Source organism: Mycolicibacterium hippocampi, from assembly GCF_010723735.1.
Taxonomy (GTDB): Bacteria; Actinomycetota; Actinomycetes; order Mycobacteriales; family Mycobacteriaceae; genus Mycobacterium; species Mycobacterium hippocampi.
This window is the reverse complement of record NZ_BLLB01000002.1, coordinates 5,770,078-5,784,119: the sequence shown is the minus strand read 5'-3', so window position 1 is coordinate 5,784,119 and position 14,042 is coordinate 5,770,078. Positions and strand designations below refer to the sequence as shown.

At 68.4% G+C, this 14,042-nt stretch carries 12 protein-coding genes; 3 read left to right on the top strand and 9 right to left on the bottom strand.

Annotated features, from left to right (window positions below; genetic code table 11):
* Window positions 1-48: 48 nt before the first annotated feature.
* Entirely contained in the window at window positions 49-1,170 is a 1,122-nt protein-coding gene (locus G6N53_RS28820) for an NAD(P)H-dependent flavin oxidoreductase (RefSeq protein ID WP_163894997.1), read from the top strand.
* On the opposite strand, the gene G6N53_RS28815 is transcribed toward G6N53_RS28820, so the two are convergent.
* A complete protein-coding gene (locus G6N53_RS28815) occupies window positions 1,167-2,270 on the bottom strand; it encodes a DNA alkylation repair protein (protein ID WP_163894995.1) in 1,104 nt (367 codons plus the stop codon). The two genes, G6N53_RS28820 and G6N53_RS28815, sit on opposite strands and share 4 nt — an antisense overlap.
* A 50-nt stretch (window positions 2,271-2,320) precedes the next feature.
* Between G6N53_RS28815 and G6N53_RS28810 the strand changes: the two genes are divergently transcribed.
* Window positions 2,321-3,877 (top strand): acetolactate synthase large subunit, encoded by a 1,557-nt coding sequence (locus tag G6N53_RS28810; RefSeq protein WP_163894992.1) that lies wholly within the window; start codon window positions 2,321-2,323, stop codon window positions 3,875-3,877.
* 5 nt (window positions 3,878-3,882) lie between these two features.
* Here G6N53_RS28810 and lpqN (G6N53_RS28805) read toward each other — a convergent pair whose 3' ends face one another.
* From lpqN (G6N53_RS28805) to G6N53_RS28770, 8 genes are all read right to left on the bottom strand, one after another.
* Window positions 3,883-4,611: an envelope biogenesis lipoprotein LpqN gene (lpqN, locus tag G6N53_RS28805; protein ID WP_163894990.1), complete on the bottom strand. Its 729-nt coding sequence runs from the start codon at window positions 4,609-4,611 to the stop codon at window positions 3,883-3,885.
* Window positions 4,612-4,703: 92 nt separating this feature from the next.
* Complete coding sequence (gene lpqN / locus G6N53_RS28800; protein WP_163894988.1) at window positions 4,704-5,432, bottom strand: envelope biogenesis lipoprotein LpqN; 729 nt, start codon at window positions 5,430-5,432, stop codon at window positions 4,704-4,706.
* A gap of 77 nt (window positions 5,433-5,509) precedes the next feature.
* The gene (locus G6N53_RS28795) at window positions 5,510-6,649 is read right to left on the bottom strand and encodes a 3-ketosteroid-9-alpha-monooxygenase, oxygenase component (protein WP_163894986.1); all 1,140 of its coding nucleotides are present in this window, start codon (window positions 6,647-6,649) and stop codon (window positions 5,510-5,512) included.
* A complete protein-coding gene (locus G6N53_RS28790; protein WP_163894984.1) occupies window positions 6,642-8,195 on the bottom strand; it encodes an FAD-binding protein in 1,554 nt (517 codons plus the stop codon). Before G6N53_RS28790 ends, G6N53_RS28795 begins: the two co-directional genes overlap by 8 nt.
* A complete protein-coding gene (gene casI, locus G6N53_RS28785) occupies window positions 8,192-9,832 on the bottom strand; it encodes a steroid-22-oyl-CoA synthetase (RefSeq protein WP_237166800.1) in 1,641 nt (546 codons plus the stop codon). Before casI ends, G6N53_RS28790 begins: the two co-directional genes overlap by 4 nt.
* A gap of 29 nt (window positions 9,833-9,861) precedes the next feature.
* Window positions 9,862-11,394 carry a long-chain-fatty-acid--CoA ligase FadD17 gene (gene fadD17, locus G6N53_RS28780; protein WP_163894979.1) on the bottom strand — a complete coding sequence of 511 codons (1,533 nt, stop codon included), beginning with the start codon at window positions 11,392-11,394 and terminating at the stop codon, window positions 9,862-9,864.
* Between the two features lie 14 nt (window positions 11,395-11,408).
* Entirely contained in the window at window positions 11,409-12,512 is a 1,104-nt protein-coding gene (locus G6N53_RS28775) for an acyl-CoA dehydrogenase family protein (RefSeq protein WP_163894977.1), read from the bottom strand.
* Window positions 12,513-12,528: 16 nt separating this feature from the next.
* The gene (locus G6N53_RS28770; RefSeq protein ID WP_163894975.1) at window positions 12,529-13,707 is read right to left on the bottom strand and encodes an acyl-CoA dehydrogenase family protein; all 1,179 of its coding nucleotides are present in this window, start codon (window positions 13,705-13,707) and stop codon (window positions 12,529-12,531) included.
* A 138-nt stretch (window positions 13,708-13,845) separates the two neighbouring features.
* Here G6N53_RS28770 and G6N53_RS28765 point away from each other — a divergent pair, with 138 nt between their 5' ends.
* Window positions 13,846-14,037, top strand: coding sequence for a ferredoxin (locus G6N53_RS28765; RefSeq protein ID WP_163894973.1), 192 nt, complete (start codon window positions 13,846-13,848; stop codon window positions 14,035-14,037).
* Window positions 14,038-14,042 lie beyond the last annotated feature (5 nt).

Genomic DNA, 14,042 nt, shown 5'->3' with positions numbered 1-14,042 from the left:
AGCGACGGGAGAAATGATGCTGGGGCGAGCGAAGCGACGGGAGAAATGATGCGTACCGAGCTGTGTGACCGCTTCGGCATCGAATACCCGATCTTCGTCTTCACGCCGTCGGAGAAGGTGGCCGCGGCCGTCACCAAGGCCGGAGGACTCGGCGTCCTGGGGTGTGTCCGGTTCAACGCCGCCGACGAACTCGAGAGCGTCCTGCAGTGGATGGACGCCAACACCGACGGCAAGCCGTACGGCGTCGACATCGTGATGCCGGCCAAGGTGCCGACCGAGGGCACCAGCGTCGACATCAACAAGCTGATCCCGCAGACCCATCGCGAGTTCGTCGACAAGACACTCGCCGACCTGGGTGTACCGCCGCTGCCGGAGGACGACGAGAAGTCCGAAGGTGTTCTGGGGTGGCTGCATTCGGTGGCGCGCAGCCACGTCGAGGTGGCGCTGCGGCATCCGATCAAGCTGATCGCCAACGCACTGGGCTCGCCGCCCAAAGATGTCATCGACCAGGCGCACGCGGCGGGGGTGCCGGTGGCGGCGCTCGCCGGTTCCGCCAAGCACGCGCTGCGGCACGTCGAGAACGGCGTCGACATCGTCGTCGCGCAGGGTCACGAGGCGGGTGGTCACACCGGCGAGATCGGCTCGATGGTGTTGTGGCCCGAGATCGTCGACTCCGTGGACGGTAAGGCGCCCGTGCTGGCGGCGGGCGGCATCGGCACCGGACGACAGGTCGCGGCGGCCCTGGCGCTCGGCGCGCAGGGCGTGTGGATGGGTTCGGCCTTCCTGACCTCGGCCGAATACGACCTCGGGGTCCGGCTGGATTCGGGCCGCTCGGTCGTGCAGGAGGCCATGCTGAACGCGACCTCTGCCGACACCGTGCGCAGGCGCATCTACACGGGCAAGCCGGCACGGCTGCTCAAGAGCCGGTGGACCGACGCCTGGGACGCCGAGGGGGCGCCCGAGCCGCTGCCGATGCCGCTGCAGAACATCCTGGTCAGCGAAGCGCATCAGCGGATGAGCGACTCCACCGATCCGACCGCCGTGGCCATGCCCGTCGGACAGATCGTGGGCCGGATGAACGAGATCCGCCCGGTCGCCGACATCATCGCCGAACTAGTCGCCGGGTTCGAGGAAGCCACGAAACGACTGGACGGCATTCGCGAAGGCTAGCCCGGCAGTAGCTCGAAATCGGCTCGGCTGGAAGCGACTCCGTTGACGCGGATGTCGACGGCGTGTGGGCCCGGGTAGTAGCGCCGAGTGGTGATCGGCCGCAACGAGTGCTCCTTGGTGACGGTGACCCGCTCACCAGGGCCGAGCGTGCGGGTGGTCAGCTTGAACACCTTGGGCGTCTGACCGCCGTTGGCCTTGCGGTGATGCACCGCGTAGTCGATCGCCAGCCGCGCCGGCCGGTCGCCGTCATTGCGGATCGTCGCGGAGAACCTGACGCTTCCACCGAACGGCACCGTCGCCCGGTCCACCACGGGTCCGTCCACCTCGACCGTCACCGCCCCGAAACCGAGTAGCTGCAACGCATCCGGGTGCCCGCGTTTGACCAGAGTACGTAACCCGTGGCGCGCTACAGCGGCGGTGTCGGCATCCGGCGCGGCAAGCCAGCGCCGTGCGGCGCTGACCACGAGGTCGGCGTGGTCGCGGCTGAGATCGTTGAGGTGGTTGGCCACCGAACGTCGCACCGCCGGATCGGGGTCGCGGTACAGCGCATCCAGAATCCACACGGTCGCACCGGGTCTGGCGGTGAGCTGCGGAACCCGGGTCGCCCACGGCAGGTACGGGCGAGTCCCCTCCGACGCCAATCGGCGGACCGCGGCGTCCGGCGAGGTGGTCCAGGCGCTGATGAGCTCCAGCGCCCGGTCGGGGTCATGGCGCAACAGCGCCCGGATCGCGAACTCCGCGCTCAGCCGTCCGGTTAGGTCGGCAAGAAGGCCCATCGCGTCGTCGAACGCCGCAGGACCCCCGTCGGCAACGGCCCGGTCTGCGATCGCGGTGGACACCGGCCAGATCAGCCAGCCGTCGAACGGAGCGGCGCCGTCACGCGCCGACCGAACCACCGCCGCGAGCGTCGCGAAATCGCCCGGGATGTCGGTGAGCAGCGCGTCGCGCAACAGGTCGGCACGCGAGCGCAGCGGAAGCGCCGCCAGGGCGGTGCGTGCGGCCCGCAGAGCAACCAGCGGGTTCTGCGGGGCCGCACCTTCGATGGCGGTGATCAGCGCCGCTGCCGTCCTGTCGTTGATCAACTCTTCGGCCAGCGGCATGTCGCGATGGTAGCCACCGACTCCGACACGGCGGCGTAGGTTGGCTCGGTGTGAACGGTGCCCGAGCCCTGCTTTCCACTCTCGTCGACAGCGGGATCGAGGTGTGCTTCGCCAACCCCGGCACCTCGGAGATGCACTTCGTCGCAGCACTCGACGCGGTGCCGCGGATGCGGGGTGTGCTGACGTTGTTCGAGGGTGTGGCGACGGGCGCCGCCGATGGATACGCCCGGATGGCCGACAAACCGGCGTCGGTGTTACTGCACCTCGGCCCGGGTCTGGGCAACGGCCTGGCCAACCTGCACAACGCACGCCGGGCCCGCACCCCGATGGTCGTCGTCGTCGGCGATCACGCCACCTACCACAAGCGCTACGACGCCCCGCTGGAGTCCGACATCGACGCGCTGGCCGGCACCGTGTCCGGGTGGGTGCGTCGCACGATGAGGACCGATGATGTCGGCGCCGATGCCGCTGACGCCGTGAGCGCCAGTCGCGGCGGGATGGTTTCGACGCTCATCCTGCCCGCCGACGTGTCGTGGACCGCCGGGGCACACGCCGGCGCCGCTGCGCCCGAAACCATCGCGCCCGCCGTGGACCGGGACGGCCTCCGCACCGCGCTGGCAACTCTGCGATCCGGTGCGCCGACGGTCATCCTGATCGGCGGGGACGCGACGCGGACCCCGGGGCTGGCTGCGGCAACCCGCATCGCGCAGGCCACCGGGGCCAGGGTGCTGTGCGAGACGTTCCCCGCCCGGCTGGAACGTGGGGCGGGGGTGCCCGCCGTGGAGAGGCTGGCGTACTTCGCCGAGGCGGCTCAGGAGCAATTGGCCGGTGCGGCACATCTGATCCTGGCCGGGGCGAAGTCTCCGGTGTCATTCTTCGCCTACCCCGGTAAACCCAGCGACCTGGTGCCCGAAGGCTGCGACGTGCACCTGCTGGCCGACGGCGCCGGCGCCGCGGCGGCACTGGAACTGCTCGCCGACGAACTGGCCCCGGGCGCATCCGCTGTCGTGGCGCCCGCAGCGCGGCCCGAACTGCCAACGGGCGATCTCACCGCCTTCACCGCCGCCGCCGTGGTGGCCGCACTTCTTCCCGAGCGGGCGATCATCGTCGACGAATCCAACACCGCCGGAGTCGGAGTCGCCGCCGCGACGGCGGGCGCCCCGGCCCACGATGTGGTGACGCTGACCGGGGGAGCGATCGGCTACGGCATCCCGGCGGCGATCGGCGCCGCGATCGCCGCGCCGGAACGGCCGGTGCTGTCCCTGCAGGCCGACGGTTCGGCGATGTACACCATCGCCGGGCTGTGGACCCAGGCGCGGGAGAATCTCGACGTCACCACGGTGATCTTCAACAACGGCGCCTACGACATTCTGCGGATCGAATTGCAGCGTGTCGGTGCGGTGAGTGCCGAACCGCCGGGTCCCAAGGCGCTGGAGCTGCTCGATCTCGGTAGTCCGGCGATCGATTTCGTCAAGATCGCGCAAGGCATGGGCGTTTCCGCACGGCGGACGACCACTGCCGAGGAGTTAGCGGCCGCGTTGGCCGATGCGTTCCGCGAGCCGGGGCCGCACCTGATCGACGCCGTGGTCGGTTCGCTGGCCGGCTGATCACGTCACGGTGTGATGACGGTTTCGTCGTCGATGATGTTCGTCGCAGCGCCGACCACGTCCATCTGGCTCTCCAGGCCGTCGGCATTGAGTTGCAGCACGTACAACCCGTCTCGCCACGGGATCACCACCGTCTTCTGCGCGACGATCTTCTCCACGCCGTCCTGCACCCAAGTGCCGCCGAGCTGGAATGCCGGGAAACCGCTGAGTGAGCTCTCCCGGCCGTTGGTCAACGGACTCCAACCGGGAAGGTTCGCCAACTCGCCGGGCGCATGGTCGAGAATGGCCTGCGGATCCACATCGCCGGTCAGCTTGGACAGCAACGCGACGATGCTCGGCGTGTACTCCCGCGCTTCGGGCCCGTCGTAGAGGATGGCGCCGTAAGCCCATTCGGGGGTGTCGGATCCTGCCGGCTGCCAGCCCTCCGGAATCGGCAGATCGATACGTGGCGCTCCTGTGTCGTCCGGCTTGATCGGAGTCTCCTGGATCCCGTTGGCCAGGATGTAGTCGACGATCGTCGGGTTCGGCCCCTGCGGGTCCTCGTCGCGCGGAGCGATCCGCTCCGTGGACGGCGCCGCCGTCGCGCTGGTGGACGTCGCCTCCGAGGTGCTGGTCTCCGACGACTCCGACGCGGTGGTGCCGGACCCGGTGGTTGTAGTCGAGCCGCAGCCCGTCGCGGCGAGGGCCAGCGCCGCCGCGATCACGGCGGCCCGGGTGATGACCGAGAGCTTCATGGCTGAACTCCTGTCGGTATCAAAATGTTCAATGAAGGCTAGAACAGAAGCCCGCGGTTGCTCAGTGGGTAGCTGTACTCAATTCCCTGTTTTCACGGCGTGATGGTGATCCCGCGGTCGACGTCACCTGTTGCATCACCGACGAACTCCATCTGGCTCTCCAGGCCGTCAGCGTTGAGCTGCAGCACGTACAGCCCGTCGCCGCCTTCGATCACCGCCGTCTTCTGCCCCACCACCTTGGTCACCCCGTCCTGCTCCCAGGTGCCGCCAAGATGGAACGCGGGAAAGCCGGCGAGCGTGCTGGACCGGCCAGTGCTCATCGGGTCCCAGCCGGGCAGGTTGTTCAGCTCGCCCGCCGCGAGGTCGAGGATTTCCTGCGGGTCGACATTGCCGGTGAGCCGGGACACCACTGCGACGATGCTCGGCGTGTACTCCCGGGCTTCGGGCCCGGTGTAGACGATCGCGCCGTAAGCCCACTCGGGGGTGTCGGGACCGGCGTCGCGCCAGCCGTCCGGAGAGGGCAGGGTAATGACTGGGGCGCCGGGATCGCCCGGGCTGACCGGTGTTTCCTGAATGTTGTTGGCGACGATGTAGTCGGCGATCGTCGGGTTCGGCCCCCGCGGATCCTCCTCGCGCGGAGCGGTCCTGCCCGTCGTTGGCGCCGCCGTTGCGCTGGTGGCTTCCGACGCGGTTGTCTCCGAAGCGGTTGTCTCCGAAGCCGTGGTGCCAGACCCAGCCGTGGTATCCGAACCACAGCCGGTTGCGACGACGGCAAGCGTGGCAGCGATCGCGGCGGCTCGGGCGACGGCCGAGAGCTTCATGGCTGAACTCCTGTCGGTATCAGGTCGTTCAGAAAGCCTAAGTCAGGAGGAGGCTCCTGCTGTGTGGGTAGTTGTACTCAACTTCGGGCACGGGCCGCGAGGTTCTCGGCCACCTCCTGCTGCCACAGATCGTTGGCGTGGGTGGTGTCGACCTCCTGCTCGAAGCGGTCGGTCATGTCGGCGGTGACGTCGGCGACGTCGGTGTAGAACTGCTGGTACCAGCGGCGGTGCTGGTACACCGGCCCGTCTTCCTCAGTGAGCAGTGGATTGTCGATGCGGGTCTTGTTCTTCCAGATCTCCACGTCATCGAGGAAACCTTCGCCGAAGCTGCGGTTCATCGTCGCAGCGAGCTTGGCGGCCTTGTCGGCAGGCAACCCTGGCATCTCCTGGACGGCGACGCCCCACTGCAGCACGAACGAGCTGTGGCTGACCGGATAGTGGCAGTTGATCAGGGCTACCTCGACGGTGAATTCCGGAGCGAGATCGTTGTGTAGCCAGTTGATCATGTAGGCCGGTCCGAAATAGGTCGCCTCCGACCGCAGATGGGTTCCTTCCCAGAGCTTCTCGAAGTTGGGAGTGAAGTCGGGCCGGGGCTTGGACTCCATGAACTGGCTAGCGGTGTGTCCCTCGATGACGTTCTTGAAGTACGTCGGGTAGGCCTTGTGGATGTAGAAGAAGTGCGCCATGTCGACGTTGTTGTCGACGATCTCGCGGCAGTGCGAACCCTCGATCAGGATCGAGCTCCATTGCCACGGCGACCACAGACCCTCGTCGAAGCCTTCGATCGTCGGCGGGGTCAGTTCCGCTGGGGGAGTGGAACCCTCGGGGTCGTGCCAGACCAGCAGCTGACCGTTGACCTCGGTGGTGAGCCAGGCGCGGGTGCGGGCCAGCCGCGGGGTGCGCTTGGCGTACGGCACCAGGGTGCACTTGCCGTCGCCGCCCCAGCGCCAGTCGTGGAACGGGCAGGCGATGTCGTCGCCTTTGATGGTGCCCTGAGCGAGGTTGCCGCCCATGTGCCGGCAGTAGCCGTCCAGGACGTTGAGCGCGCCCTTGGAATCCTCGAACACCACGAGCATGGTGCCGAACGCGGTGATGCCGTGCGGCTTGCCGTCGCGGAAGGACTCCGCCAGGCCCAGGCAGTGCCAGCCCCGGGCGAACCGCGTCATCACTGCGCCGGTGTCGATCTCGCGGATGTTCTCGGTCGCTGCCTCACTCATGGCTGACTCCTTCTTTCATGTCCAGCACAGCCAGGTGGCTGAAGACCATGCTGGTTCCGATCGGATTGCCGCCGCCGGGATAGACGGTGCCGCTGGGTGCTGCCATCGTGTTGCCGGCTGCGTAGAGTCCGGCGATCACATTGTCCGCCGCGTCGAGCACCCGCGCGCCGGTATCGGTGCGCAGACCGCCCTTGGTGCCCAGATCGGACACGCCGAATGCGGCCGCGTGGAACGGCGCACGTTCGATCGGGTAGAGCGGTGGGGCGCCGCCGGAGAACGCGCGGTCGTATGGTTCGTCGCCGCGACCGAAGTCGTCATCGCTGCCGCGCCGCACGAACTCGTTGAACCGCGTCACCGTGTCCACCAGGTTCTGCGGTGGCACGCCGATCTCGGCGGCGAGTTGTTCGAGGGTGTCGGCCGTGCGCCACAAGCCCGCGTCCACGTACCTCGCCGGTTCGACCATCGAGACGTTGGTCGCCTTCACCGGCGGGACGCCGTCCTCGGCGTCGTCGTAGATCATCCAGAGCGGCAGCGTGACTGTGCCTGCGTCCATCGCAGCGAGGATCTCGCGCCCGAGACGGTCGTAGGCCGCCGACTCGTTGACGAACCTGCGTCCGTTGTCGTCGACGAAGATCCCACCGGTGAACCACAGCGCGAACGCCGAGGTGCCGTCGGGATGGGTCAGTCCCGGCGACCACCACGCCTGGTCCATCAAATCGGTGTCTGCCCCAACGGCCATTGCTGCCAGATGGGCCAGGCCACGGTTACCCGAGGGCCCCATGGTGTCTCGTGAGTTCCCGGGAACGCCATAGCGCTGCCGCATGTCATCGTTGTGTTCGAAACCGCCTGCGGCCAACAGCACCCCGCGCCGGGCCCGGATGGCTCGGCGCTGCCCGTCGGTCTCGACGATCGCGCCGACGACGGCGCCGTCGTCGACCACCAGCTCGGTCAGCGCCGTGTTCCGGCGGGCGGAGAAGTGCGGATACTTCTCGGAGGCCGCAAGGAACCGGGCGACGAGCGCGCGCCCGCCGACAAAATAATCCTCCGGTTGCGGCCGGCCCAGCCGATCGGCGTCCAGCGGCCCGCGGACGAGTTCGCGCAGCGCGGGGGCAGCCGCGACTTTGAGAGGTTTGGCCGCGATGTGCCGCATGCCGTCGGCGCGCGCCTTCGGGGCCTTGCCGAAGTAGTCGGGCCAGGGCAGCAGGGTGAACTTCAGCAACTCGTCGGATTCGAGGTACTCGATGAGGGGCGCACCGCTGCGCACGTAGGTCTCCTGCAGTGCCTTCGGGGTGCGGTCCCCGACCACCGCGGTGTAGTACTCCAGCGCGTCGTCGATGCTGTCGTCGGTGCCCGCGCGCAGCAGAACCGGGTTGCAGGGGAACCACATTCCACCCCCGCCCGAGTACGCGGTGGTGCCGCCGAACTTGTCGGTGGCCTCGATCAGGATGACGTCGAGACCCTCTCGCGCGGCGGTGTACGCGCCGGTGACCCCGCCCGCGCCGGACCCGGCGACCAGCACATCGGTGGTCTCGTCCCATTCATTCATGAAGGGATCTTCCTTCCGTGCACGGCGAACTCGGCATCCAGGGCCTGTCGGTCAGCTTCGGTCATCCGGCGGTAGAGTGGACGGCCCCGGCCCGCCCAGCGATACACCGATTCGGCGGTGTGCCAGCGCTGCGCCTGCAGATCCCGCTTGAGCACCTTGTTGGATCCGGTGGCGGGCAAGCTGTCCGACACCCGGATGAAGCGGGGGGTTCCCTTGGCTCCCAGGTCATGCTGGGCGGCCAGGAACGCCGTGAACCCGTCGACGTCGAACGTCTCGGGATCGGCGACCTCGAGGGCAGCCATCACCTGGTCGCCGGTGCGGGGGTCGGGTACGCCGTAGACCCCCGCGGTGATCACGTCCGGACAACGCCGGATGACGCGCTCGATGTTGAGCGCGGAGATGTTCTCGCCGTCCACCCGGATCCAGTCGCCGCGCCGGCCGGCGAAGTACAGGAACCCGGCATCGTCGAGGTACCCGAGATCGCCGGACCAGTACCAGCCGTTGCGGACCCGTTCGGCATCCGCGGCATCGTTGCGGTAGTAACCCTCGAAATCGTGCGCACCGCGCTGGTCGACGATCTCGCCGATGGCCTCGTCGGGGTTGAGTACCTTGCCATGGACATCGAGAACCGCTGCGGGACAACGATCAAGCGAGTCCGGGTCGACGATGACGACCCCGGGGTGCGCCGGCCGGCCGAGCGCGCCGGCGGGTGCGGCGGAGTCGGGGACGGCTACTGCGCCGCCCTCGCTGGAACCGTATCCCTCGAAGAGTTCGGCGGCGAACCGGCGGCGGAACTCGTCCTGGTCCTCCGGTGAGGCCTCGGTGCCGAACCCCCGCGCCAACGTGTTGTCGGCGTCGTCCGCCCGCGGCGGCGTGGCCAACAGGTAGGCCAGTGCCTTTCCGACGTAGGTGAAGAACGTCGCACCGAAGAACCGGATGTCGGGCAGGAATCCGGCGGCGCTGAACTTCGGTGTCAAGCACACGGTCGCGCCGTTGGCCAGTGCCGGCGCCCACAGCGCCATGATCGCGTTGCCGTGGAACAGGGGCATGCAGCAGTAGTCGACGTCACCGCGGTGGTGGCCGTACTTGTCGGTCGCGGCGTAGCCGATCCGGGCCAGCCGGCCCTGGCTGCACTTCACGGCCTTGGACACGCCGGTGGTGCCCGAAGTGAACAGCAACAGCAGCAATGACCGCCCGTCGACGTCCGCCGCGACCGAGGGCGGATTCCGGTGCTGCTCGAGGCGTTGCGGGTACCCGGGATCGTCGACGAGCAGGAACCGGGATGGGGCCAGCCCGTGGTCGAGCTCCCGTAGCCGGTCCATGCCGGGTGCGTCGGTGACGATCACCTGGCAGTCCGCGTGCCGGATGTCGGCGGCCAGCTCGCCGGCGCCGCGGGTGGGATTGAGCCCGACGACGGTCGCGCCCGCCAGTGCGGCCGCCCCGAGCCACAACACGAAGTCGGGGACGTTGTCGAGCAGCACACCGATGTGAAACGGTGCGGCACCGAAGTTCTGCTCGCGCAGCTCGAGAGCCAGGCCGGCACGCGCCGCCGACTCCCAGACCACCTCGTCCCAGCCCCAGTCGCGATCCCGGGTTCTCAGACCCGGGTGTGGGTCGCCGAGTCGGTCGAGCAGCATCGTGGCCACGTCGTCACGGCGGGCGGACGTCACGGCCGTTTGATCCGGTAGACGGGATCCGGGCATTCGGTGCCTTGTGCACTGAGTTGTCTTTTGACGACCTTGAAGGTCTCGGTGCGGGGCAGCGTGGTCCCGATCCGTACGAACGCGGGCCACTGCTTGGGGCCGAGATCGTCCTGCCGGCACAGGAACCGGGTGAACTCGCCGGGATCGAAGTGCACGTCCTCGGGCAACACCAGGGCGGCCATCACCTGGTCGCCCACCGCGGGATCGGGGATCGGGTACACCGCGGCTGCGGTGACGCCGGGGTAGCGCGACAGGATCCGCTCGATCGGTGCGGTGCCGAGGTTCTCGCCGTCGACGCGCATCCAATCGCCCAGCCGCCCCGCGAAGTAGGCGAACCCGCGCTCGTCGCGGTAGGCCAGGTCGCCGCTGTGGTATACCCCGCCGCGCATCCGTTCGGCCTCGGCGGCGGGATCCTTGTAGTAGCCCCGGAACTGGCCGGGTCCTTCGGTGTTCACCAGCTCACCGATGACCCCGGGGGCGCACTCGGCGCCGGTGTCGACGTCGACGATCGTCACCCCCCCGACCAGTGGGCCCAGGGCGCCGTCTGGGGTGTCGGGGGTCCGCGCGATGGACACGCCCCCCTCGCTGGAACCGAAGCCGTCGACCACCTGCACCCGAAAGCGGTGCGCGAACCTCGTCAGATCACTGGGGGCGCCTTCGTTGCCGTAGGCGACCTTCAACGGATTGTCGGAGTCGTCCGGCTGCTCGGGCGTGGCCAGGATGTAGGACAGCGGTTTGCCCACATAGTTGGCGTACGTGGCGCCGAAGCGCCGGACGTCGGGGATGAACCGGGACGCAGAGAACTTGCGGCGCAGCGCGATCGACGCTCCCGCGGCCACCGCGGGAGCCCACCCCGCCATGATCGCGTTCGAATGGAACAGCGGCATCGACAGATAACACGTGTCGGCGGGCCCCAGCCCGAACCGCTGCGCGAGCATGGCTCCGGGGAACGCCACCTTCTCGTGGGTGCACCGCACCGCTTTCGGGTCGCCGCTGGTGCCGGACGTGAAGATCAACATGAATAGATCGTCGGGGTCGGCACGGCGGAACCGGACCGGTGAATCGCTGAAGGAGCTCAGTTCGGCGTCGAACTCCGCTGTGCGGACATCGATCACGGCGGTGTCGCCGTCTCCGGCGCCCGGGTTGTCGGTGAGCACCAGCTGGCAGTCCGCGTGGGCGACGTCGCGTTGCAGGGCCGCGCCGCGTCGGGTCGGGTTCAGCCCCACCGGCACGATCCCGGACAGGGCGGCGGCGGCCAGTACGGTGCAGAAGAACGGGGTGTTGCCCAGCAGCACACCGACGTGTGGCGGCCGGCCGGGATCCAGCCGGGTGCGCAGCGCCCCGGCCAACGCGGCGGCATCCCGGATGTGGTTGCGCCAGCTGACAAACGACACCGATGAATCGCCGTCGCCGTCGACCGAGAACACGCCACGATCGTCGACCTCGGCCAGCGGCCTCAACAGATCCGGGACGGTCGGTGCGAGGGAGGTGGCCACCGGACAGAGGCGGATCAGGCCGGGGTGTCGGCCAGTTCGCGACCGATGGCCAGCAGCGCTCCGGTCGCGCTGCCCACTGCGAACTCGGACTGTTTGGCGGCTAGGAAGTACCGGTGCACCGGATGGTCGGTGTCGATGCCCACACCGCCGTGGACGTGGACCGTCGTGTGGGCCACCCGGTGGCCGGCCTCGGCCGCCCAGAACGCCGCGGAGCGGACATCGATGTCGGCGGGCAGATCCTCGGACAACCGCCACGCCGCCTGGGTCAGCGTCAACCGCAGACCCTTGATGTCGATGTAGCCGTCGGCGAGGCGCGCCGACACCGCCTGGAAGCTGCCGATCGGCCTGTCGAACTGCTCGCGTTCGCGCGCGTACTGCGCGGTGAGTTCGAGCGCACGGTCCACCACGCCCAGCTGGAATGCCGAAAGACCCAGCAGCTGGCGGGTCTGCAGCCAGTCCAGCACGGCGGTCCCGTCGTCACCGACGAGGCGCTGCTCGCCGAGCTCGACGCCGTGCAGCTCGAGGTGCCCGACACTGCCGTGCCCGGTGGTGCTCAGCGCCGTCGCTGTCACGCCCGGATCGTCCGCGGCGACGACGAAGATCTTTGTCCCCGAATTGGTTTCGGCCGGGACCAGGAATGCGTCCGCGACCGGGCCGTACGGCACCAGGGTGCGGGCGCCGGTCAGCTTGTACCCGTCGCCGGCTGGCTGCGCCTGCACCGGGCCGTCACCCATTTCTGCGGACAACGCGACGGTGAGGATCTTGGCACCGTTGACGGCGGGCGCCGCCCATTGCTGCTGCAGCTCCTCGGAACCGAACTTCGCCAGTGCGCCCGCGGCGACCACCACCGATTCCAGGTAGGGCACCGCGGCGAGCTGCCTGCCGAGTGCTTCGAGGACGGCGGTCTGCTCCAGAACACCGAATCCGCCGCCGCCCAACGATTCCGGAGACGCGGCGCTCAGCACGTCGGCGTCGACGAGCTTGGACCACAGATCCCGGTCGAAGCGGTTCTCCGCACCGTCGAGGGCACGTTGGTGTTCGGGCGTGCACACCGACTCGGTGATCGTGCGGACCAGGCCGCCGAGGTCCTCCGCCGCTTCCGGCTTGGAAAAGTCCATGAAATTCTCGCCTCTCTCAGCGGTTTACCCGGGGCAGGCCGAGTGCGACCATGCCGATGATGTCTCGCTGGATCTCGTTGGTGCCGCCGCCGAAGGTCAGGATCAGGCAGGACCGGTGCATCCGTTCGATCCGGCCGCGTAGCAGAGCGCCGGGCGAATCGGTGCGCAGGGTCGCCGCGGTGCCCAGGACCTCCATCAGCAGGCGGTAGGCCTCGGTGGCCAACTCGGTGCCGTACACCTTGGCGGCCGACGCGTCAGCCGGCGACGGCGCGGCATCGCTGGAGGCCAGTTCCCAGTTGATCAGCTTGAGCACCTCGGCCTTGGCGTGCACCCGGGCGAGGTTGAGCTGCACCCACTCCGAGTCGATGTAACGCCTGCCGTGGGCGTCCTTGGTGTTCTGCGCCCACTCGCGGACTCCGTCGAGTGCCGAGAAGATCGGCTGCGCTGACACCAGGGCGACGCGCTCGTGGTTGAGCTGGTTGGTGACCAGCTTCCACCCGGCGTTCTCCTCACCCACCCGGGCCGACGTCGGAACCCGGACGTCCTGGTAGTAGGTGGCGCTGGTGTCGACACCGGACATCGTGTGCACCGGGGTCCAGGAGAAGCCGTCGGCAGTCGTCGGCACGATCAGCATCGAGATGCCGCGGTGCTTCTTGGCTTCCTGGTTGGTGCGCACCGCCAGCCAGACATAGTCGGCGTAGGCGATCAGGCTGGTCCACATCTTCTGGCCGTTGATGACGTAGTCGTCACCGTCGCGCACCGCGGTGGTGCGCAGAGCCGCGAGGTCGGTGCCTGCGCCGGGTTCGGAGTAGCCGATGGAGAAGTGCAACTCGCCCTTGGCGATCCTGGGCAGGAAGAACTTCTTCTGTTCGTCGCTGCCGAAGTGCATGATCGTCGGTGCGACGCTGTTGATGGTCAGGAACGGCACCGGGACGTTGGCGATCGAGGCCTCGTCGTTGAAGATCAGCCCGTCCATCGGTGGCCGGGCCTGCCCGCCGAACTCCTCGGGCCAGGACAGCGTCAGCCAACCGTCCCTGCCCATCTGCGCAACGGTCTCGCGGTAGACGTTGCCGCGCCCCATCTCGCCGTCGTTGGATGCCAGCGCCTCGGCCCGCTCGGGTGTCATGAGCTTGGTGAAATACGCGCGCAGTTCGCGGCGCAGGTCCTCCTGCTCGGGGGTGTAGCCGATTCGCATCGCGCCGTCCTCACTTCTCTGCGAGCCTTGAATTGCAGTGCCATCCCGGGGCCCGGGCATACCTCATGCCTTCTGCGGTTGTAACACGTTCTAGTCTTACGGTCCAGGGTGGTGTCACACTACGGGCAGGAGGTTGTCATGCGAGTGGAAGTGGATCGTGATCGTTGTGAGGGCAATGCGGTGTGCGTGGGCATTGCCCCGGACCTGTTCGACCTCGACGACGAGGACTACGCGGTGGTGAAGGCCGACCCGGTCCCCGCCGGCGAGGAGGCGGTGGCCGAACAGTCCATCGCCGAGTGTCCCCGCGCTGCCCTGATCCGCCACGACTAGAGGTA

Bases quoted from the DNA above. Each gene is read 5' to 3' on its own strand.
- G6N53_RS28820 (WP_163894997.1), top strand. From the start codon at position 49: ATGCGTACCGAGCTGTGTGACCGCTTCGGCATCGAATACCCGATCTTC.
- G6N53_RS28815 (WP_163894995.1), bottom strand. From the start codon at position 2,270: ATGCCGCTGGCCGAAGAGTTGATCAACGACAGGACGGCAGCGGCGCTG.
- lpqN (WP_163894990.1), bottom strand. From the start codon at position 4,611: ATGAAGCTCTCGGTCATCACCCGGGCCGCCGTGATCGCGGCGGCGCTG.
- lpqN (WP_163894988.1), bottom strand. From the start codon at position 5,432: ATGAAGCTCTCGGCCGTCGCCCGAGCCGCCGCGATCGCTGCCACGCTT.
- G6N53_RS28795 (WP_163894986.1), bottom strand. From the start codon at position 6,649: ATGAGTGAGGCAGCGACCGAGAACATCCGCGAGATCGACACCGGCGCA.
- G6N53_RS28790 (WP_163894984.1), bottom strand. From the start codon at position 8,195: ATGAATGAATGGGACGAGACCACCGATGTGCTGGTCGCCGGGTCCGGC.
- casI (WP_237166800.1), bottom strand. From the start codon at position 9,832: ATGCTGCTCGACCGACTCGGCGACCCACACCCGGGTCTGAGAACCCGG.
- G6N53_RS28775 (WP_163894977.1), bottom strand. From the start codon at position 12,512: ATGGACTTTTCCAAGCCGGAAGCGGCGGAGGACCTCGGCGGCCTGGTC.
- G6N53_RS28770 (WP_163894975.1), bottom strand. From the start codon at position 13,707: ATGCGAATCGGCTACACCCCCGAGCAGGAGGACCTGCGCCGCGAACTG.
- G6N53_RS28765 (WP_163894973.1), top strand. From the start codon at position 13,846: ATGCGAGTGGAAGTGGATCGTGATCGTTGTGAGGGCAATGCGGTGTGC.